At 74.4% G+C, this 20595-nt stretch carries 19 protein-coding genes; 6 read left to right on the top strand and 13 right to left on the bottom strand.

Translation table 11 applies throughout. The features are described from left to right. Positions 1 to 99: 99 nt before the first annotated feature. The 6 genes from GA0115242_RS17465 to GA0115242_RS17440 form a co-directional block, all read right to left on the bottom strand. A complete protein-coding gene (locus GA0115242_RS17465; RefSeq protein WP_093829452.1) occupies positions 100 to 288 on the bottom strand; it encodes a DUF6059 family protein in 189 nt (62 codons plus the stop codon). Then, on the bottom strand, positions 285 to 1970 hold the full coding sequence (locus tag GA0115242_RS17460) for an acyltransferase domain-containing protein (RefSeq protein WP_237549121.1): 1686 nt from the start codon (positions 1968 to 1970) through the stop codon (positions 285 to 287). Before GA0115242_RS17460 ends, GA0115242_RS17465 begins: the two co-directional genes overlap by 4 nt. A gap of 35 nt (positions 1971 to 2005) precedes the next feature. Continuing rightward, positions 2006 to 2278 carry an acyl carrier protein gene (locus tag GA0115242_RS17455; RefSeq protein WP_093829450.1) on the bottom strand — a complete coding sequence of 91 codons (273 nt, stop codon included), beginning with the start codon at positions 2276 to 2278 and terminating at the stop codon, positions 2006 to 2008. Continuing rightward, on the bottom strand, positions 2257 to 3528 hold the full coding sequence (locus GA0115242_RS17450; RefSeq protein WP_093829448.1) for a ketosynthase chain-length factor: 1272 nt from the start codon (positions 3526 to 3528) through the stop codon (positions 2257 to 2259). Before GA0115242_RS17450 ends, GA0115242_RS17455 begins: the two co-directional genes overlap by 22 nt. Beyond that, positions 3525 to 4787: a beta-ketoacyl-[acyl-carrier-protein] synthase family protein gene (locus GA0115242_RS17445; protein ID WP_093829545.1), complete on the bottom strand. Its 1263-nt coding sequence runs from the start codon at positions 4785 to 4787 to the stop codon at positions 3525 to 3527. Before GA0115242_RS17445 ends, GA0115242_RS17450 begins: the two co-directional genes overlap by 4 nt. Before the next feature lie 293 nt (positions 4788 to 5080). Then, positions 5081 to 5872, bottom strand: coding sequence for an AfsR/SARP family transcriptional regulator (locus GA0115242_RS17440; protein ID WP_093829446.1), 792 nt, complete (start codon positions 5870 to 5872; stop codon positions 5081 to 5083). An 864-nt stretch (positions 5873 to 6736) separates the two neighbouring features. Here GA0115242_RS17440 and GA0115242_RS17435 point away from each other — a divergent pair. Together GA0115242_RS17435 and GA0115242_RS17430 are read left to right on the top strand one after the other, a co-directional pair. Beyond that, on the top strand, positions 6737 to 7609 hold the full coding sequence (locus tag GA0115242_RS17435) for a sensor histidine kinase (protein ID WP_093829444.1): 873 nt from the start codon (positions 6737 to 6739) through the stop codon (positions 7607 to 7609). A gap of 21 nt (positions 7610 to 7630) precedes the next feature. Then, entirely contained in the window at positions 7631 to 8242 is a 612-nt protein-coding gene (locus GA0115242_RS17430) for a response regulator transcription factor (protein WP_093829442.1), read from the top strand. A gap of 331 nt (positions 8243 to 8573) precedes the next feature. On the opposite strand, the gene GA0115242_RS17425 is transcribed toward GA0115242_RS17430, so the two are convergent. The 4 genes from GA0115242_RS17425 to GA0115242_RS17410 all read right to left on the bottom strand — a co-directional run bounded on the left by GA0115242_RS17425 (position 8574) and on the right by GA0115242_RS17410 (position 13292). Then, positions 8574 to 9545: an aromatase/cyclase gene (locus GA0115242_RS17425; RefSeq protein WP_256089462.1), complete on the bottom strand. Its 972-nt coding sequence runs from the start codon at positions 9543 to 9545 to the stop codon at positions 8574 to 8576. A 64-nt stretch (positions 9546 to 9609) separates the two neighbouring features. Beyond that, positions 9610 to 10644, bottom strand: a complete 1035-nt coding sequence (locus GA0115242_RS17420; protein WP_093829440.1) for a ketoacyl-ACP synthase III family protein — start codon at positions 10642 to 10644, stop codon at positions 9610 to 9612. A 2-nt stretch (positions 10645 to 10646) separates the two neighbouring features. Further along, complete coding sequence (locus tag GA0115242_RS17415; protein ID WP_093829438.1) at positions 10647 to 11975, bottom strand: alpha-isopropylmalate synthase regulatory domain-containing protein; 1329 nt, start codon at positions 11973 to 11975, stop codon at positions 10647 to 10649. 81 nt (positions 11976 to 12056) lie between these two features. Then, the gene (locus tag GA0115242_RS17410) at positions 12057 to 13292 is read right to left on the bottom strand and encodes a CaiB/BaiF CoA transferase family protein (protein ID WP_093829436.1); all 1236 of its coding nucleotides are present in this window, start codon (positions 13290 to 13292) and stop codon (positions 12057 to 12059) included. Positions 13293 to 13596: 304 nt separating this feature from the next. Between GA0115242_RS17410 and GA0115242_RS17405 the strand changes: the two genes are divergently transcribed. The 3 genes from GA0115242_RS17405 (at position 13597) to GA0115242_RS17395 (ending at position 17151) form a co-directional block, all read left to right on the top strand. Continuing rightward, complete coding sequence (locus GA0115242_RS17405) at positions 13597 to 14379, top strand: SDR family NAD(P)-dependent oxidoreductase (protein ID WP_093829434.1); 783 nt, start codon at positions 13597 to 13599, stop codon at positions 14377 to 14379. Between the two features lie 175 nt (positions 14380 to 14554). Beyond that, positions 14555 to 16057, top strand: coding sequence for an MFS transporter (locus tag GA0115242_RS17400; protein WP_093829432.1), 1503 nt, complete (start codon positions 14555 to 14557; stop codon positions 16055 to 16057). A 59-nt stretch (positions 16058 to 16116) separates the two neighbouring features. Then, complete coding sequence (locus GA0115242_RS17395; protein ID WP_093829430.1) at positions 16117 to 17151, top strand: MDR family NADP-dependent oxidoreductase; 1035 nt, start codon at positions 16117 to 16119, stop codon at positions 17149 to 17151. 86 nt (positions 17152 to 17237) lie between these two features. Here the strand turns inward: GA0115242_RS17395 and GA0115242_RS40340 are convergent, their stop codons facing one another. Together GA0115242_RS40340 and GA0115242_RS17385 are read right to left on the bottom strand one after the other, a co-directional pair. After that, a complete protein-coding gene (locus GA0115242_RS40340) occupies positions 17238 to 17618 on the bottom strand; it encodes a hypothetical protein (RefSeq protein ID WP_093829428.1) in 381 nt (126 codons plus the stop codon). Between the two features lie 6 nt (positions 17619 to 17624). Next, on the bottom strand, positions 17625 to 18842 hold the full coding sequence (locus GA0115242_RS17385) for a cytochrome P450 family protein (RefSeq protein WP_093829426.1): 1218 nt from the start codon (positions 18840 to 18842) through the stop codon (positions 17625 to 17627). 164 nt (positions 18843 to 19006) lie between these two features. On the opposite strand from GA0115242_RS17385, the gene GA0115242_RS17380 reads away from it, so the two are divergent. After that, the gene (locus GA0115242_RS17380; RefSeq protein WP_237549120.1) at positions 19007 to 20110 is read left to right on the top strand and encodes a winged helix DNA-binding domain-containing protein; all 1104 of its coding nucleotides are present in this window, start codon (positions 19007 to 19009) and stop codon (positions 20108 to 20110) included. An 11-nt stretch (positions 20111 to 20121) separates the two neighbouring features. Here GA0115242_RS17380 and GA0115242_RS17375 read toward each other — a convergent pair whose 3' ends face one another. After that, the gene (locus GA0115242_RS17375; protein WP_093829422.1) at positions 20122 to 20445 is read right to left on the bottom strand and encodes a 2Fe-2S iron-sulfur cluster-binding protein; all 324 of its coding nucleotides are present in this window, start codon (positions 20443 to 20445) and stop codon (positions 20122 to 20124) included. Positions 20446 to 20595 lie beyond the last annotated feature (150 nt).

Raw genomic sequence — 20595 nt, 5'->3', positions numbered from 1 at the left:
TGGGACGTCCGGGTGTCGAGGCCGCGGCGGTTTCACCGGCGGCTGCATCGGCGTCCGGTGGTCGGCGGTCCGCCGGGCCCGACCGGGCCTGGGCGTCCGTCAGCCGGGTCCGTCGCGCAGGGCGCGGTCCAGGGCGCGCTCCGTCTCGGTGAGCGGTGTGCCGTGCCCGAGCCGTTCCGGGTGGCCGGGTGCCGGGGCGTCGAGCGGGCGGACGGGCGGGACGTACACCCAGATGCCGCCCGCCGCGATCATCGCCCGGGACACGGCGCGCAGGACGCGCGTGATCATCGTCGTCGTCCCGCCGCCGGCAGCGGTCCGCGGGCCTGGGTCCCCGGGCCGCCGCTCCACAGGGTCTCCAGTGCCGCGGTGTCCAGGTCGTGGCCCTCGGTCCACAGCCGGGACACCGCGCCGAGCACGGTCCTGCGGTCCGCCGCCGGGTCGCTCGGGCGGGCCGGAAGCAGCGGGGCCACCGCGCTCGCCCCGCTGCGCACCGCCGGGTGGCGGCGCGCGAACGACGTCAGCGTCTGCCGCGGGCCCGCCTCGACCAGCAGCATGTCCTCCGCGGCGAGCAACTGGTCGAGGGCCGGTCCGAAGTACACCGTGTCGGTGATCTGCCGCGCCCAGAACCGCGGGCTCAGCGCCTCCCGTTCGCCCATCAGCCCGCCCGTGTAGCCGGAGTAGAGCGCGAGGCCGGGGGGCCGGAACCTCATGCCGGCGTACGCGCGCTCGACGGCCGCCGAGGCCGGTGCCATCGCGGGGGAGTGGAAGGGGCTGGTCGCCGGCACCGTCACCACCGTGTACCCGTCGTCCCGCAGCCGTTTCCCGACGGCGGACAGCGGGGCCGCCGGACCGGCCAGCATCGTCTGGAGCCGGGCGTTGACGGCGGCCACGGCCACCTCGCCGACCAGGTAGGGCCGCAACCGCTCTGCCGACGCGGCCACCGCGAGCATCCCCCCGGCGGGCACCGACAGCGCGTGCCGGACACGGGACCGCATCATCGCGACCGCGTCCCCGAGGGACACCACACCGGCGAAGACCGCCGCCACCAGTTCGCCCGCGCTGTGCCCGAGCAGGGCCGTCGGACGGACCCCCCAGCTCATGACCATCGAGCCGAGCGCGTAGTCCACGGCGAACAGCAGCGGCTGCGCCCGCCGGACGTCGTCGACCGGGACGACCGGATCGTGCGGGCTGAGCCAGTCGGCGCGGACCGCCGCGCCCTCGGCGCCCATCAGACCGAGGACCGTGTCGACGGCCTCGGTGAACACCTGGTCCCGCGCGTAGAGCCCGGCCGCCATCGCGGCGTGCTGCGAGCCCTGGCCGGGAAAGAGCAGGGCCACCGGGCGGGGCCGGCCGGCCGTGACCTGCTCGGCGGCGTCGAGGGCGGCGGCCGGGTCCGCGCGTGGGCACAGGGCCGCTCCCCTGACGGCCCCCGCCGCCGGACCGCAGGGCACCACCGCGGGCAGCGCCCGGAACACGTCGTCGGTCAACGCGCGGGCCACCGCACGCATGCGGGCCCGGCTCCCGGCCGCGTCCGCCGGGGTGCGGCCCGACCAGAGCAGCAGCCGCGAGGTGTCGTCGGCCGGTGTCCCGTCCGGCTCCCGATCGCGGGGAGCCCCGCGCCGGGTCACCCGGGTGACCCGGACCGTGCCGGGCGCGCCGGGCAGGCTCACCACCAGCACCAGGTCCTCGGCGCCGTCCGCGAGCGTCCTGTGCGCCAGTGCCAGGGCGCCGAGCAGGGAGTCCGCCGTCCGGACGGGGACCCCGTCGACGGCGGTGCCGCCCGGCGGCGGGGCGTCCCGGGTCACCACCACCACGGCCGCCGCGCGCGTCGGCGCGTCGACGAGGCCGTGGGCGGCCAGCGCGGTGCGGACACCCCGCAGGTCACCCTGCGGACGGTGCGCCCCGACCGTCTCGGGTACCGTCAACTCCTCTGTGGACAGCAACAGTTGAACATGAGCTGTGGAGCGCATCCGGGTCTCCTCCCGTCGCGTGGCGCGGTGCCGCTTCACCCGGCCCCGGGAAGGTCGCCGCCCGCGTTGATCAGCGCCAGCAGGGCGCGCGGGGTGTCCGCGTCGGCGACCGTCTCGTCCGGCAGCCGGACGCCGTACTCGCGCTGGACCTGGCCGATGACCTCGAGCATGGCCAGGGAGTCGTAGCCGAGGTCGTCGAAGGAGACGTCCAGGACGTCCCCGTCCAGGTCGACGCCCTCCTCCTCACCCGCGCTCTCCCGCAGCATCCGGGTGAGATCGGTCAGGGTCACCGTGGCGCCTGTGGACATGCCGTGGTCCTCTCGTCGGTGTCGTACGGTCGGTCGTCGGTTCGGCGCAGCACGAGGGCCGCGTTGAAGCCCCCGTAGCCGCGGGCCAGCACCAGGGCCGACCGGGGCGCGGTGTCCCGGGGTCTGTCGGTCACCAGGTCGAGGCCGTAGTCGGGCGCGGGGTCCGGCACGTTGACGGTCGGCGGGATCACCCCGTCGCGCAGGGCGAGCAGCGCGGTGGCGACGTCGAGAGCGGCGCCGCCCGCCAGGAGCCTGCCGGTCATCGTCTTGGGCACGGTCACCGGCACTCCGCGCGGCCCGAACAGCCCGCTGATCGCATCCGCTTCGGCGCGGTCCAGCGCGAGGACGCCCGCTCCGTCGGCGAAGACCACGTCGATGTCCCGCGGGGTGAGACGGGCGTCGGCGAGGGCGTTCTCGGCCGCCCGCCGCAGCCCGGGGGGCCGGCCACTGCCGGGCGCCGGGTCCATCGTCGCCGCGTATCCGGCGATCTCCCCGTAGACGCGCGGCGCGCCCCGTTCCCGCGCCGAGGCGGCGTCCTCGACGACGATGACGGCACCCCCCTCACCGACGACGTATCCGCGGGCGTCGGCGGAGAACGGCAGGTAGGCGCGGTCCGGGTCGCGGGCGGTGCTCATGAGCCCGGAGGCGATCTGCGGCACCCACCCCCAGGGGCACAGCGCGGCGTCCACCCCGCCCGACACCACGAGCGGGATGCCCTTGCGGATGTGGCGCCGCGCGTGGCCGAGGGCGTCGATGCCCCCGGCCTGTTCGGTGAGCAGGACCCCGCTGGGGCCGCGCATCTTGTGCCGGATGGAGATCTGGCCGGTGTTGACCGCGTAGAACCAGGCGAAGGACTGGTACGCGCTGACGTGTTCCCTGCCCTTGCTCCACAGGTTCTCCAGCTCCCGCTGGCCGAACTCGACGGCCCCGCCCGAGGCCGCGGTGACGACGCCCATCCCGTACTCGGGCAGCCGCCGCAGGTCGGCGCCCGCGTCGCCGATCGCCCAGTCGGCGGCGGCCAGGGCGATACGGGTCATGTGGTCGGTCTGCGGCATCAGACGGCTGGGCACGTGCTCCTCGGCGACGAACCCCTTGATCTCCCCGGCGAGCACGGACGGGTACTGGGTGGCGTCGAAGCGGGTCAGCGGGGCGAGGCCGGTGCGTCCGGCGAGGGTGGCCTTCCAGAACGCCTCCGTGCCGAGGCCGTTGGGCGCGGCGACGCCGAGGCCCGTGACGACGGCGCGGGTCATGACCGCACCTCGGGTCCGGTGAGGAGCATGGCGCTCTGGAACCCGCCGAAGCCGCTGCCGACGCTGAGCACCACGTCGGTCTGCTGCCTGCGCGCGGTCAACGGGATGTAGTCGAGGTCGAGTTCGGGGTCGGGTTCGTGCAGGTTGGCGGTCGGGGGCAGCACCCCGTGCTCGATCGCCAGGGCGCAGGCGACGACCTCCAGGGCGCCGATCGCGCCGAGCGAGTGCCCGATCATCGACTTGATGGAGCTGATCGGCACCGCGTAGGCGTGGTCGCCGAGGCTGCGTTTGAACGCGCCTGTCTCATGGCGGTCGTTCATCCTGGTGCCGGAGCCGTGGGCGTTGACGTAGCCGATGGACTCGGGCGGCAGCCCGGCCTCCTGGAGAGCGGCGTCGATGGCCTCGGCCATCTCGCGTCCGTCCGGCTTGAGGCCCGTCATGTGGTAGGCGTTGCAGCGGGCGGCGAACCCGGCGATCTCGGCGTAGACGTGCGCCCCGCGCCGCCTGGCGCTCTCCCACTCCTCCAGCACCATGACCGCGGCGCCCTCGCCGAGGACCAGTCCGCCGCGGCTGCGGTCGAAGGGCCGGCAGGCGCGCTCCGGTTCGTCGTTGTGCGGGGTGGTGGCGTGGATGGCGTCGAAGCAGGCGGAGGTGATGGGGGAGATGGGGGCCTCGGTGGCGCCCGCCATCATCACGTCGACGCTCCCCTCCCTGATCAGCTCCACGGCGTGCCCGACCGCGTCCAGCCCCGAGGTGCAGCCGGTGGAGATCACGGCGGCCGGACCCTCGGCGCCCGCGACCCAGGCGACCTCGGCGGCCATCGTGTTGGGCACGAAGTGCCGGTACAGCTCGGGCACCGCGTACCGGTGGTCGACGTTCCACGTCCGGCCGCCGTCGCTGACGACGACGTACTCGCGCTCCAGACTCGTGGTGCACCCCACGGCGCTGCCGATCGACGTGCCGATCCGGTCGGGTGCCAGGCGGGCGACGTCGAGACCGCTGTCCGCGAGCGCCTCGCGCGCGCTCACCACGGCGAACTGGGCGGCCCGGTCGAGGCGTCGGATCTCCTGCGGGGTCAGACCCGCGGCCACCGGGTCGAAGTCGCACTCGGCCGCGACCCGGGAGCGGAAGGGCGACGGGTCGAAGAAGCTGATGGTGCGGGTGGCGGACCGGCCGGAGGTGAGGAGTTCCCAGTACTCCTTCACCCCGATGCCTCCGGGGGCCACCGTGCCCAGGCCCGTGACGGCGACTCTGCGCATGGTCCTCACCTCGTTTCCGTGCGGACCGAGCTGCCGCGGGTCCGCGGGCCGGGCGGAGTTGTGCCAGTCACTGTGGAGGTCCCTCTCTCGTCGATCCGGTCCGGTGGGCCAGCGTGCGAGACGCCGCAGGGTCGCTGTCGACGCGTCCCGCCCGCTGAATCGGCCGGCGGCGCGCTCGTGACGGGCCGCCGGTGGCGATCCGGTTCATCGTTCGGCGACCGCCTCGACGGACGCTCGGGCCGGCATGGAGCCCGGCGCGCGGACGGCCGGTCGCGGCGGGGCGACGGCCCTGCTCAGAGGGCCGCGACCTCCAGCTCCAGGGCCGGATCGCCGACCAGGATCGACTGGTGCAGCCGCTGGAGCCTGGCGGACGGTTCGAGCCCCAGCTCCTCGACGAGGGTGGCGCGCAGCTGCTGGAACGCCTGAAGGGCCCGCCAGGCGTTGCCCGACCGGTAGGCGGCCAGCATGAGCAGCGCGCAGAAGTTCTCGTGCATCGGGTGGCGGGCCGTCAGCACGGTCAGCTCGGGCACGAGTTCGCAGTGCCTGGCCAGGCGCAGGTCGGCGCCGACGCGCCGTTCGAGCACCGCGAGGCGGCTCTGGTCGACGCGGAGCACCTCCAGCTCCAGCACCCTCCCGATCCGCACGTCGACCAGCGCGGGACCCCGCCACACGGCCAGGGCGCGGCCGAGCAGGTCGGAGGCCGCGCGGTCGTCGTGGGCGTCGAGGGCGGCCCGGCCGGCCGCGGCGAACCGCTCGTACTCGTGGGCGTCGACCTCGCCCGGGGGTATGTCGAGCAGGTAGCCGCCGTGCCGGGTGACCAGGACGTCCTTGGCGCCGCGCGCCGCGTCCCGCGGGAGCGCCGCGGCGATCCTGCGGCGCAACTGGAGAATGTAGGTCTGCAAGGTGGTCGCGGCACTGCGGGGCACCGCCTCTCCCCAGATCTCCTCCATCAGCGTGGACACCGTGACGACATGGCCCGCCTGGAGGGCGAGCACCGCGAGGATCTGCCGCGGTTTGGCGGCGGTCGGGACCACCGAGATCCCGTTCTCCTGCGCGCTCAGCGGACCCAGCACCTTGATTTCCATCTGCGCTCCCCTCGTACACCGGTACGACAGTGGTGGAGCCTCGCACTTCGGGCCGGGGCGGGCACAGTGAGCCAGACACGAGCGGCGTCGTGAATATGTCATAGCGAATGGGTGAGGTCGGCACTACCAGGAGTCACAGAATCCCATCGAGAATCTGTAGGTGCCGGGGCGCCGCCCGGAGCACCGTCCCACGCGGTCTGTCAAGACAAGGAGCAGCCGTCGGGGCGGTGGCCGAAGGGCGGTCCCGGGCGCCGTCCGGTAGTGGCGCACCGCCGCGAACCAGCCACGTTTCGGATCATGCCGGAGTGGGTGGGTCTGTCCCGCGGCCCGCGGCCGGGCACGCGCCCAGGGCCCCCGGGCATCCACGGGGCAGCGCCGGTGAATTGATCACCGTGTCCGGGGAGGCTGGTTTTGTGCAAGTGTAAATCACGGACGGTGATCACACCGTAGGCACCGGTTGTACCGGAACCACGTCCTGTTATTATCGCTCCGATATGCCGGTGGCTTTTGCAATGTGACCAACAGTGCATTGGATCTCAGGTATACGGGGGACAGGTGGATGCTCTTTGTCGTGGAGATTCTCGCAACGCGAAACGATCGGACCTCACACGAGTGGCTCTCCAGATAGCCCGCTCGCTGATCGTTGCCTTGGTGCTGAGCCATGGTGTGCTGGTTCTGGCCGATGTGGCCCAACGTTCTCGCGGTACGGGCGAGACAGTCGTCTATGGTTTGTGCGCGGTAATACTGTTCGGTTTCCAGGCCGTTCTTCCTTTTCTTTCCTATCAGCGATGGGAGTCGGCGAGCAGAGTTTCTGTCTTCTTTTTCGTCGCGGCCGCCACTTATTTAACGGTGGCGTTCGGCGGAATGAGTTGGAACGGTCTGACCGGCCCGCTGGCCGGTTCGGCACTGCTTCTGCTCACGGGAGTCCGGGCCTGGGGCGCCTTCGCGGTCGTCGTCGCGGTACCGCCCCTGCGCGCCCTGGCCCACGACTCGCCGCTGCTTCCCGCCGTCGGGCTCGCCCTGGTCTCGGGGCTCGGCGGGCTCGTCGTCCTCGGCCTCTGCCGGCTGACCCATCTGGTCTCCGAGGCGTGGGCCTCCCGCGCGGAGGCGGCCCGCAGCGCCGTCGTGAGCGAGCGGCTGCGCTTCTCCATGGACCTGCACGACCTGCTCGGCTTCAGCCTGTCCTCGATAGCGCTGAAGAGTGAGCTGATCTACCGGCTGGTGCCCAACAGACCCGACCAGGCCCGCAAGGAGATCGACGAGATCCTCGGCATCTCCCGGCAGGCCCTGTCCGACGTACGACTGGTCGCCCGCGGCTACCGCGACATGTCCCTGGAGAGCGAGGCGTCCTCGGCGCGGTCCGTCCTGGACTCGCTCGGGGTCGCCGTGCGGGTGGACATCCGGTGCGGCAGCCTGCCCCCGGCCGTGGACGCCGTCCTGGCCACCGCGGTCCGCGAGGGCGTGACCAACGCGCTGCGCCACGCCTGCGTCCGGCACATCACGATCCGGGTGGCCGACGAGCGGGAGAAGGTGCGGCTCGTGGTGGCCAACGACGGAGTGGCCCGCGGACCGGCCGAGCCGTGCCGCTCCGACGGCACCGGTCTGCACAACCTGGCCAGCCGGTTCGACGTCGTCGGAGGCAGCGTCGACGCCGCGTTGGTCGACGACGGCTGGTTCCACCTGGTGTGCGAGGTCCCGCTCGCCGTGTCGCTCGGCTCAGGCCGGCCGCCCTCCTGAGAGGGAGAGAGGAGGTTCACGTTGTCCGTCAGAGTCCTCATCGCCGAAGACGTCTCCATGCTCCGTGAGGCCCTCGTCGCCCTCCTTGAACTGGAGAGCGACCTGGAGGTCGTGGCGGCCGTCGGACGCGGCGACGCCATCGTGCCGACCGCCCTGCGGGCCAGGCCCGACGTCGCCGTCATCGACATCTCGCTGCCCGGCATCGACGGGCTGAGCGCCGCCAAGGAACTCCACAGACAGCTCCCGCACTGCCGGACCATCATGATGACCGGCATGGGCCGCTCGGGGACCCTGCGCCGAGCACTGGACGCCAAGGTCGCCGGATTCCTGCTGAAGGACTCCGACCCGCACCGGCTCGCCCAGGCCATCCGCGCCGTGGCGGCGGGTCAGCGCGCCATCGACCCCGAACTCGCCCTGTCCGCGTGGGACGTCCAGGACACCCCCCTGACCAGACGGGAGCTGGAGGTGCTCAGGCTGGCGGCCCAGGGAGCCGAGGCCGGTGAGATCGCCGGCCGGCTCTACCTCACGAAGGGGACCGTCCGGAACTACCTGACCTCCATCGTCACCAAGCTCAACGCCCGCAACCGGGTCGACGCGGTACGGATCGCGGAGCAGGCGGGCTGGATCCCCTGACCGTGCGGGGAACGGCAGCGGGACGACCGCGCGGGGGCCGGCAGCCGGAAGCGGCCCGGGAACACTCCCCGGGCCGCGCCGGGGGACCGCCCCCCGCCCCGATCCGACTCCCTGTCCCGATCCGCCCCGCCGTCCCGGTCCGACTCCCCGCGTCGATCCGACCCGCCGTCACGATCCGACCCCTCCGATCCCAACGACCCGCCCCGGAGGCCCGCGCCCTCCGACGTCCCGACGTCCCGACGTCCCGGCGTCCCGGCGTCCCGACATCGCGGAGACGCCCCGGTCGCCCGGGGCGTCCGCGGGGTCTCACGCGGGGATCACGCCCGCGTGGTCACGGCGCCGCGGCCTCCACGTGCCGCTTCGCCCTGAGCAGGGTCGCCGCGCTGTTCGCGGTGAGGGACCGCTCGATCATCGCGCGCGCCTCGGCCGGCTCGGTGCCGGGCCCCAGGACCCGGCGCACGCCCTGCGGGTCGACCACCACCGTGTGCCAGGAGGTGACCCGCACCACCCGCGCGCCGGACGCGTCCTTGACGTCCTCCACGACCCACCGCCCGGTGTGTCCGCTCATCACCGGCGGCGGGGTCGTCTGCTTGTAGACGATCAGCCCCCGCTCCGGGAAGCACAGCCGGACCGAGGACGTGGTGTGCGCCGAACCGTCCGGGCCGTAGGTGTCCATCGTCATGTGCTGCACGCCGGGCTCCTCCTCGCGCAGGTCGAGCCGGGCCACGTGCGGAATCCGGCTCGGCCACAGCTCGGCCCTGGCGAGGAAGTCGAAGGCCGCCCGCGGGCCGCCGTGGATGTCCTGCCGGGTGCTGAAGGTGAACCTCGACTGCGCGAACTCCGCGAACCGCTCGGCCGTCGTCCGCAACGCGTGCAGTTCGGCCGTGCTGTTGGCCTCCACCGCGTTCTCGATCAGCCGCACGCCCTCCGGGTCGTCGTCGACGGCTCGGTAGTCGTGCAGCAGCGTCACCCGGCAGCCGCCCGCCGTCTCCTCGATCCGCCAGGTGCCGCCCATCGACGCCACCGGCGGCGCCGACACGACCTGGCGGAACGTCACCGTCCGCGTCTCGGGGTCGAGGACCCGCCGGGACGCCCAGTTGCGCACCCGGCCGTTCGCGAACGCCCAGATCCGCAGCTCCTGTCGGCCCTCCGTCCCGTTCTCCACCTCGCAGTGCACCGTCGGACCGAAGACGTCGGGCCAGCCGGCCGCGTCGGCGACGAGACGGTAGACGTCCGCGGCCGGCGCCGCGATGGCGACCCCGTGCTCCGTGACATGCGTGGGTTCCGCGCTGCTCCGCACCACAGGACACTTCCTCTCGGTAGGGCCGCCGTGGCGGCCTCGGTCTTGTCGGGGCCGGGTCCTGGCGTCAGCCGTCCGCCCAGGCCGGGCGGTCGAGGATGTCGACGACGGCGCAGCCCCAGCTGTACCCCGCGCCCACCGACATCAGGACGCAGCGGTCACCGGGCACCGCCCGGCCGGACACCACGAGCCGGTCGAGGCTCGCGAACTGGTCGCCCGCGCCCAGGTGCCCCACCGTCCTGGTCCACTCCCACGGAGTGCGGTCCGGATCGATGCCGAACGGCCGGTAGTAGATGGACTGGAGCCGGCGGCGGCCGAAGTGCGGGAGGATCACCCACGCGGCGTCGGCCAGCTCCATCCCGGCGTCCGACAGTGCCTCCTTGACGACGCCGTACTGCCCGGCGCCGCTGCGCGCGACGGCGTACGAGATGCCCATCCGCTCGACGAAGGACCGTTTCGCCGCGTCGAAGTCGACGGGCATGCCGTGGGTGAAGGGCGCCGGGGAGAACGGGGTGTCGCCGCGGTGCAGGGGCTCCAGCTCGGAGTCGGCGAACAGGGCGAGCGAGGTGAGCGCCGCGAATCCGCTGTGCCGGGAGAGCACCAGCGCGGTGCCCCCGTCGGCGTACGGCGTGCCGGGGTCGGTGCGCCAGCGGTCGATGCCGGGCTCGCAGAACCGGTCGGCGGTGGTCAGCAGGGCCTGACGGCGGCCCGGCGCCGCCTTCAGATACGCGGCGGCCAGGTCGACGGCGGCCAGGCCGCCGTTGGACATCTGCCGGATCTCCAGCGCGGGGCAGGAGTTGCGCAGCGTCTCGCGCTGGATGTACGACGCCACCGGCCAGAGGTCCTGGCCCTGGTGGTAGGTGTCCGCGTGGAGGATCAGATCGATGTCCTCCGGCCGGGCACCGGCCCGGTCCAGGGCGCGGGCGGCGGCCGCGACCGCCATCTCCGCCGCCGACTCCTCGGGCGAGTACGCCACCGACACGACGCCGGTGGCCTGCGCGGTCCTCGGCGGGCACGCGCCCGCCGCGACCGCGTCGTCCACGCGCAGTCTGGCGGGCAGCCGTACACCGGTCGCCTGTACGAAGATGCCGTCCACACGCATGGTCAGTCCGTCCCTGTGAGGGTGGGCTCTGTGAGGGTGGGTCCGTGCGCGGCGGACGGTCCGCGGTCCGCCGTCCGTCCGTCGCCGTGCCGCTCCCGCGCCGTCAGCCGCCGCACGGCCTCCAGCAGCGCCCGCAGGAAGGCCGCGCCGGTGTCGGCGGCCACCCCCACGGTGTCCAGCCGCCCGTCGCCGTCCGCGAACGACGCGACGACCCTGGCCGTCCCTGCCGTCCCTGCCGTCCCTGCCGTCCCTGCGGTGCCCGCGTGGCCGGCCGGGACCCGCGCCAGGTGACCGGTGAGCCGCAGCCGCCGCACCCCGGGCAGCACCGGGTCGAGCGCCCGGTGCACCGCACGGTCGAGCGCCTCCACCGCCCCGCCGCCGGACGCGGTCGCCGCCGTCGCCACCCCGTCCACCCGCAGCAGGACCGAGGCGCTCGACCGGGAACGGTCACCGCCCGCCGACTCCGCGCCGACCTGCCAGGACACCACCTCTACGGCCCGTCCGGCGCTCTCCGCGACGGCCGCGCCCAGGGCGGCGGACCCGCCGGACAGCGCCGCCGCCCCGCGCGTGACGATCAGGTGCGCGGCCACGCTCAGCAGGTCCGCGTCGCGCCGCCACCCGTACCCGGACACCGTGCCCCGCACCTGCCGGGCCCCGGCGGCCACCGCCGCCACCGAGCCCGCGACCGCGCGCCCCGCGCCGCCACGGCAGTGGACGCCCAGCTCCACCCCGGTGCCGTACAGCGTGTCGGACACCACCGCGCCCACCTCGTCGGCCGGTCGGCCGCCGTCGCCGTCGCACAGGACGACGGTCTCCGCGCCGGCCTCCGCGGCGGTGCGCACGACCTCCAGGGCGTACTCCCGGTTGGCCCGATGGCCGTCGAAGAAGTGCTCCGCGTCCAGGAGAACCCGCCGCCCCGCCCGCACCAGGTGCCGCACCGTGCCGCCGACGGCAGCGAGGTTCTCCGCCAGGTTCGTCCCCGGCGCCCGCTCCACCCGCCGGGAGTCGCTCACGGCGGCCAGGGTCACCACCGGGGTCCCGGCGGCGAGCAGCTCCCGCGTCCGCGGATCGGTCGCGGCCGAGGCGCCGGGTGCCCGGACCACCCCGCACGCCACCAACACCGCACAGGCCAGGCGCAGTTCACCGGCCGCCCGACGGAAGAACTCGGTGTCCTCCGCCGCGCCCGGCCGGCCGCCCTCGATGAAACCCACCCCGAGGCCGTCGAGACAGCGGGCCACTGCCAGCCTGTCGTCCACCGGCAGCGCCCGGCCCGCGGGGCGTGCGCCGTCCCTCAGGGTCGTGTCGTGGAGCTGGATGTCCTGTCCCGCCATCTGCCCGTCCTCCACCGCTGGTCGGATCCGGATCGTGCCCGCCGCGACCCGAAAGCCTGCGGCCGGGGACTCGCGTCCCGCTCAAGACCGGCTGGTCACGTCACCCGCCACGGCGTCGTCAGGCGCGGAGCCCGTGCGGGCCGCGCCGGACGCCAACAGCCGCCTGATCTCGGGCCCCGAACAGCCCAGTTCGGTCAGCACCTCACGGGTGTGCTGGCCGGGCGCCGGGGGCGGCGCGGGCCGGTTCTGCCCGACCCCCTCGTACCGGGGCGCGGCGCCGGGCTGGAGCAGCGGACCGTCCTGGACGTACGCGCCCCTGGCCCGCAGATGCGGGTGCCTGGCGGCCTCCTCGACGGTCAGCACCGGCGTCACACAGGCGTCCGTGCCCGCGAAGGCCGCCGCCCAGCCGTCCCGGGTCCGCCGCGCGAACCGCTCCGCGAACACCGACCGCAGCGCCTCCCACTCCGCGCGCCGCCACCGGTCGGGCAACCGGGCCGGGTCCAGCCCGAGGCCCTTGAGCAGCGCCGCGTAGAACCGGTCCTCCAGGGCCCCGACCGCGACGTACCTCCCGTCCTGGCACCGGTACACGCCGTAGAAGGGGGCGCCGCCGTCGAGCAGGTTGCCGCCCCTCGCCGGATGCCACTGCCCGGCGCCCGACATGCCGAGGACCATGCTCATCAGCAGGGCGGTCCCGTCCACGACGGCCGTGTCCACCACCCGGCCCCGCCCGGTCCGCCGCTGGTCGAGGACGGCCGCGAGGATGCCGCCGAACAGCAGCATCCCGCCGCCCGCGAAGTCGCCGAGCAGGTTCACCGGCGGCACCGGCGGGCCTCCGGCCGAGCCGATCGCGTCCAAGGCGCCGGTCAGCGCGATGTAGTTGATGTCGTGACCGGGCGCCTGGGCCAGCGGACCCCGCTGGCCCCAGCCGGTCATCCGCGCGTACACCAGGGCCGGATTGCGGGCGTGGCACTGGCGGGGCCCGATGCCCAGACGCTCGGCCACCCCGGGCCTGAACCCCTCGACGAGCACATCGCACCGCTGCGCCAGCCGCAGCGCGGTCCGCACCCCCTGACGGTTCTTCAGGTCGAGCGCGATCGAACGGCGGCCCCGGTCGAGGACGCTGTGCCACTGCGCGTAGGGCCGGACCCCGTCGGCCCGGTCGACGCGGATCACCTCGGCCCCCAGATCGGCCAGCAGCATGCAGGCGAAGGGCACCGGGCCGATGCCGTTCAGCTCCAGGACGCGCAGCCCGGCCAGCGGCGGTCTGGCCGCCTGCGCCCCGGCTGCCGGAGGCGAGTGATCACGGATTGCCGACATGACACGCTCCGTCGCTCGGCGACACGGTCGGCTCCCAGGCTGCGCGAGAGCGGTCAACAGCGGCTCGAACGGGGGCAGTGCCGGGGCACGGACAGCCCCGGAGGAACTTGCGAGGACCGAGGGACCGGCCCCGGCGGGTCCACGCGAGGCCCCCGGGGCCCGAAACGCCCGCCCCGGCAGGTCCACCCGAGATCCAGGGCAGCACAACCGCGGGCGCCCACGCTGGCCGTCCGACCGACCGCGGCCGGTGGCGGCACGGCGAGCCGCCGGTCCACCCAGGACGACCGCCGTGAAGGGGACAACCATGCCCGATCCAACGTTCGCGGGCCGTACCGTCGTCGTCACCGGCGCGGGCACCGGCATCGGCAGGGCCACCGCGCTGGCCTTCGCCGGACAGGGCGCCACCACCGTCGTCGTCTGCGGCCGGCGCAAGGAACGCCTGGAGGAGGTCGCGGCCGAGCACCCCGCGATCGTCCCGGTGGTCGCGGACGTGGCCACCGCGACCGGCGCGCGGGCCCTCGCCGACGAGGTGCGGGCCCGCGGTGAGGGCCTCGACGTCCTGGTGCACAACGCGGGTGTCTTCCGCTTCAGCCCGCTCGCGGCCCTCGCCCCCGACACCGTGCGGGAGGTCCTCGACACCAATCTGCTCGGCCCGTTGCTGGTCACGGGGGAACTGCTGCCGGCGCTGCTCGCGCGGCGCGGGAACATCGTCCTGGTCTCCAGCCGGGCCGGTCACAACCCGGGGCCCGGCAGCTCGGTGTACGCGGCGAGCAAGGCGGGCGTGCACAGCCTGACCCGCAGTTGGGCGGCGGAGCTGGCCGTCCACGGGGTCCGGGTCAACGCCGTCGCCCCCGGCTACGTGCGCACCGAGGCGTACCGCGCCAACGGCATGACGGACCGACAGGTGGAGGGGCTGTTCGACGCGGTGGCCGGTTCCGTCCCGCTGGGCCGGGTCGCGGACACCGACGACATCACGCCCTGGATCACCCGGCTGGCCGATCCGGCGGCGTCGCTGGTCACCGGGCAGGTCATCACCGTCGACGGCGGCATGGACACGGGTGCGGGGCAGACCGACCAGGACGCCTGACTCCTGACGCCCGGCTCTCCCGACCGGCTCCCGACCGGTCCCCGGCCACGGGCGGGCCGCACGCCGGGCGCGCCCGCGGCCGGTCCCGCGGCGGCCAACGCGGACACGTCCGGGCCTACATGGCGCCTAGCGTCGCTCACTCGGTTCCCACACCACTGTGAGCAGGGAGAAATCCATGACGTTCACGTTCCGCCCAGGACCGGCCACCAGACCCCGGCCGACGCGGGCGACCGCGCGGACCCGCCGGACGGCCCTGGCCGTGGTGATGACGGCCACCCTGCTCGACCTGGTCGACCTCACCGTGGTCACCGTCGCTCTCCCGACCATCAGGACCGGCCTCGGCGTGCCCGACGGCACGCTCCCCTGGATCGCGGGCGGTTACGCCCTCGCGTTCGCCGTCGTGCTCGTCCCCGGCGCCCGGCTGGGCGGTGTCCACGGCCGCCGCCGGGTCTTCCTCCTGGGCGTCGGTGCCTTCACCGTCGCCTCGGCGGCCGGCGGGCTCGCGCCCGACGCCGGGACCCTGGTGGCCGCGCGGGTGGCGCAGGGCGCCGCGGCGGCGCTGATGGTGCCGCAGGTGCCGCACCTCGTCGACATGCTGTCCCCGGTCGCCGGACGGCGCCGGGCGACCGCCGTCTTCGGCACGGTGATCGGCCTCGGCGCGCTGGCGGGCCCGGTCGTGGGCGCGCTCCTGCTGGAGAGCGACCTGTTCGGCCTCGGCTGGCGCGCGCTGTTCCTCGTCGATGTCCCGGTCGGCGTCGCGTGCCTGCTGCCGGTCCGGTGGTGCGTCGTCGAGCGGCGGGACCCGCTGGCGGACGCCCCCGACTGGCCGGGGACCGCCGTCGTCGCCGCCGGGGTGCTGCTGATCCTCTACCCGCTGGGCCGCGGGCCCGGCGCGGGCTGGCCGGTGTGGGTCCCGCTGTCGATCGCGGCGGGCACCGGCCTGGTCGCCCTGTTCCTGCGCCGCGAACGGTCCAGGAGCCGCAGCGGCTCAGGACCGCTGGTGGTGCCGCCCCTCTTCGCCGTCCGCGGCTACGCCGTCGGCATCGGGATCGAACTCGTCCACGGCGTCCTGGGCGGCCTGTACCTCCTCGCCTGGTGCTTCCACCTCCAGGTCGGGCTCGGCTGGTCGCCGCTGCGGGCCGCGCTGTGCATGCTCCTGTTCGGCGCGGCGGTCGCGGTGGCCGCCGGGCTCTCCTGCGACGTCCTGTTTCCCCGGTACGGGCGCGCCGTCCTCCAGGCGGGAGCGCTCACGCAGCTCACCGGGGCGCTGCTGTACGGCTGGCAGACGCGGGCCCTCGGAACCGATATCCAGATCTGGCAGATCCTGCCCGCGCTGCTCCTGCTCGGCACCGGCATGGGGCTGACCGTGGCCCCGCTCCCGACGCTGCTGCTGACGGAGGTGCCGCCCGAGCACCGGCACGCCGCGGCCGGGCTCGGCACCACGATGTACCAACTGGGCACCGCGCTCGGCATCTGCCTGGTCCCGTCGGCCTTCCTGCGGCTGCTGGACACCGGCCACCCGGTCCCGGCGGCCTTCTCCCACACCCTGCGCTGGCTGGCCTGCCTCCTGCTGGGGGTCCTCGCCCTGACCTGCGCGCTGCCGCGCGGCCCCGGGCAGCGACGGGCCGGCGGCCCGCTGACCGGCGCCGCCGCGGGCGACACCGCACCGGCCCGCTGAACCACCGTCCACGCCACCACCGTCCATCCCTGCCCGCGCGACACCACGGAAGGAGAACCATGAGCACCCAGAACAGCCGGCGGACACCGACGAGGGCCCGGGAGGTCCGGCTCACGAAACCACTGGAGGGAGCGCTGACCCTGGACCACTTCGAGGTCGTCGAGACGCCCGTCCCCGACCCGGCGGACGGAGAGGTGCTGGTCCGCACGGACCATCTGTCCCTCGCGGCGGCCTACGCCGACCTCATGCGGCCCGGCTGCCCGCTGCCGGTGCCGCCGTTCCTGCCCGGCGAACGCCTCGGCGGCGCCGCCCTCGGCACCGTGGTGCGCTCCGCCTCCGCCGAACTGGCCGCGGGTGACCTCGTCCAGGCGATGAGCGGCTGGTCGGAGTACTCGTCGGGACCCGCGGAGCGGTATGTCAAGCTGGCGCCCGACCTCTTCCCGAGCCCGGTGTACTTCCTGAGCCAGGGCCCCACCGCCTACTACGGGATGACCGACATCGCCCGGGTGGGCGCGGGCGACGTCGTCTACGTCTCCGGGGCGGCCGGCGGCGTCGGGTCGCTCGCCGGGCAGATCGCCAGGTGCCGGGGGGCCGCCCGGGTCATCGGCAGCGCGGGCAGCAAGGAGAAGGCCGCCTACCTCGTCGACGAACTCGGCTACGACGCCGCGTTCGACTACCACGACGGGCCCGTCGTCGACCGGCTGCGCGACCTCGCCCCCGACGGGATCGACGTGTTCTTCGACAACGTCGGCGGCGAGCAGTTCGAGGCCGCCGTCCAGGTCGCCTCCCCGCACGCCCGCTTCGCCCTGTGCGGGGCGCTGGCAGGGCAGATCGGCGACGCCTCGGCCGGGCACCCCAGGCTCGACCTGATGCGTGCCATCACCCGGCACCTGGAGATCAGGCCGTTCGCCTGCTACCACCTGCCCGAGCAGATCAGCGCCTGGTACGAGCACTTCGCGCGCTGGTACCACGAGGGCCGGTTCGTCTTCCCGCACACCGTCGTCGAGGGCGGCCTCGCGCGCGCCCCCGAGGCGATGCTCGCGCTCCTGGACGGCCGCTACCGGGGCAACGTCAGCGTCCGCATCGGCGACTGACGGCACGACGACGGTGGCGGGCGCCCCCTCGGGCACCCGCCACCGTCTCGTCGTCACCGCCGTGCCCGGTCCTTCCTCCGCCGTGTTCAGTCCTCGACCCGGGCCGCCTCCACCGCGACCGGCACCGCCCGGGTCAGCCGGCCGTCGGCGTCGTAGACCCGGGAGGTGCCCCGGCTGGTGAAGAACCCCCCGTGCTGACGCGCGTGCTGCTCGATGTCCACCCATCCGGCGCACCGCCCGTCGGCGTCCAGGACCGGCTCCGTGATCCGGAACAGGAAGCCGCCCGGCCCGAGCGACGACCAGCGTCCCGCCCCCACCCCGCCCACCGTGAGCAGTGCGTGCCCCCAGGCGGTGAAGCGGAACGAGCCGACCGAGTCGCCCCCCGGCCTGCGCACCCGGGCCGTCCAGGTGCCGACCGGGGTCAGCGGAACGCGGGACGGCGGCCGCCCCGCGGAGCTGTCCGCCACCGGCCGCTACACCCGGCCGGCCCGCGTGAAGCGCACCGGCAGGTGCGCGAGCCCGCGCAACTGGAACGTCGGCGGCTTCCAGGCGAGGTCCCCGTACGGCACCGCGAGCGCCAGATCCGGGCACCGCTCCAGGAGGGCCCGCAGCGCGACGGCGCTCTCCATCCGGGCCAGCGGGGCACCGACGCAGTGGTGGACGCCGTGCCCGAAGGCGAGATGGGCGCGCACCTCACGTACCTCGCGCTCCAGACTGAACCGCTCCGCGTCGGGGAACCGCCTGGCGTCCCGCCCGACCGCCGCCATGCCGATCAGCACCACCTCGCCCGCCGGGATCTCGGTGTCGCCCACCCGCACCGGCTCGGTCGTGTACCGGTACGCGGACACCTCCACGGGACCGTCGAACCGCAGGACCTCCTCCACGGCCGTGTCGAGGAGCGACCAGTCGGACCGCAGCAGGGCGAGCTGGTCCGGGTTGCGCAGCAGGGCGAGCGCCCCGCTGGAGATGACGTTGGCGGTGGACTCGTGCCCGCCGACCAGCAGCAGGAACGCCATCCCGAGGAGTTCCTCGGGGGAGAGCCGGTCACCGTCGTCCTGCACGGCCCGCGCCATCGCGCCGAGGAGGTCCTCGCCGCCCTCCTTGCGCTTGGTCTCCACCAGCGCGTACAGGTAGGCGCCCATCGCCTCCTGCGCCGCGTCGCCCCGCTCGGGCGTCGGCGGCGCCGACAGGTCGCTCGACCACTGGTGGAAGTCGGCGCGGTCCCCCTCGGGGACCCCCAGCAGCTCGCAGATGACGGACATCGGCAGCGGCAGCGCGTACGACTCCACCAGGTCCACCTCGCCCGTGGCGGGCAGCGCGTCGAGCAGGTCGTGCGCGATCCGCTCCACCCGAGGGCGCATCGACCGCACCCGGCGCAGCGTGAACTCCCGCGCGATGAACTTCCGCAGCCGGGTGTGGTCCGGCGGGTCCACCTGCATCAGGGTCTTGCCCACCACGTTGCGGCCGAGGTTCTCCCAGGCCTTGAGATGGCGGATGTCGTTGCTCAGCCGGGGATCGGCGAAGGCGGCCCGCGCCGCCTCGTAGTCGGTGATCAGCCAGCAGTCACGCCCGTCAAGGACGCGGGCCCGGTGCACCGGACCCCGCTCGCGCAGCTCGGCGAAGAGCGGATAGGGATCGGCGGTGTAACTCGGGTCCGCTCCGGTGAGATCGGCTACCAGGCCCTCGGTCATGACAGCTCCAGGGGGGTCCGAACGGCGATGGGCACACAGGCGCGGCAGGCGCCCAGTCCGAGACCGTAGGCGGCGCCGCTCGACCCCCGCTCGCGCCCTGCTCACCCGCCGTCCGCCCACCGGCCCGCCCGCGCGCAGACGGCCCGGCGGGGATAATGAACCGCATGCCGCCGCTCTCCACGCGCACCCTCAACCGGACCCTGCTGCAACGCCAGTTGCTCCTCGACCGGGTGGCCTGGCCGGTCGACGACGTGGTCGGACGGCTGGTCGCGATGCAGGGGCAGGAACCCGACGCGCCGTACGTGGGCCTGTGGACGCGGGTGACCGGCTTCCGGCACGACGCGCTGTCGTCGTCGCTGCGCGAGCGCCGGATCGTGCGCGGCGCCCATCTGCGCACCACCCAGCACCTCGCGCTCGCCGAGGACTTCCGCTGGCTGCGCCCGCTCCTCCAACCCCGCCTCGACCGCGCCCCGATGGCCGGCCTGCGGCGCGAGATCGACGGTGTCGACCTGGCCGAACTCGCGGCCGTCGCCCGCCGGACGCTGGCCGGAAAGACCCTGACCAGGCGGGAGTTGGGCGTGCTGCTCGCGGAGCGCTTCCCCGACCGGCGGCCGGGCCCCCTCGCCGTCTCGGCGCACTTTCTGGTGGCGATGGTGCACCCGCCGCCCAGCGGACTGTGGGGGCGGCGCGGCCCCGTGCCGTGCGCGCTCGCGGAGGACTGGATCGGGCGGGACCTCGAACAGGCGCCGTCGGTGGGCACGTTGGTGACGCGGTACCTGGCCGCGTTCGGGCCCGCCGACGTGAAGGACGTCCAGGCGTGGTCGGGGCTGACCCGGCTGCGGGAGGTCGTCGAGGAGCTGCGGCCCCGGCTGCGGGTCCATCGCGACGAGCACGGCAGGGAGCTGTTCGACCTGCCGGAGGCCGAGCCGGCCGACCCCGAACTCCCGGCGCCCGTACGGTTTCTGCCCGCCTTCGACAACCTGCTCCTCGGCCACGCCGACCGCGGCCGGGTGATCGCCGACGCGCACCGCAAGCTGGTCTGCCCCGGACAGGCGACGGTAAAGCCGACGTTCCTCGTCGACGGCTTCGTCAGCGGTGTCTGGGCGCACCGGGACGGGCAGTTGCTGGTCTCCCCGTTCCGCGAACTGCCCGGCTGCGACCTCGACGAGGTGGGCCGGGAGGCGGGGCGGCTGGCCGCGTTCCTGGCCGGGGACGGCACCCCGCCGACGGTCGGGTTCGACAACGCCCTTGTCCCGGAAGGACGGTGACAGGCGCCCCCTCAGATCTGGGTCGGCGGGAGGTGTACGACCAGCCCGTCGATGGCCTCCGAGACGGGCAGTTGGCAGCTGAGCCGGCTGGTGGGCCGGCGCTCGGACGCCGTCCCGTACAGCACGTCGTCCTCGGCCTCGTGCATCTCGGGCAGCGGCAGCGTGTTGCCCTCGTCGACGTAGACGTGGCAGGTGCCGCACTGGGCCGACCCGCCGCACTGGGCCAGGATGCCCTCGACGCCGTTGAGTTTCGCGCCGCGCATCACCGTGTTGGGGGCCGTCACCTCGACGACCGTCTCGGTGCCGTCGGGATGCTTGTACGTGATCTTGGCCATGGTGCCCTCCTCGTGGCAGCCCGGGTGACCGGTTGCGCGGGTCACTGTGACGGCCGCCGCTGGGAGCGGGGTGGAGAAGCCCTCGAAGCGCCCGCTCCCCGCTCGCCCCGGCCGCGCCCGCTCGCCCCGGCCGCGCCCGGCGGGGACCCC

This window comes from Streptomyces sp. SolWspMP-5a-2, assembly GCF_900091845.1.
GTDB classification, from domain to species: Bacteria; Actinomycetota; Actinomycetes; order Streptomycetales; family Streptomycetaceae; genus Streptomyces; species Streptomyces doudnae.
Note: the sequence above shows the minus strand (reverse complement) of the source record. Positions and strands in the feature narration are given on the sequence as shown.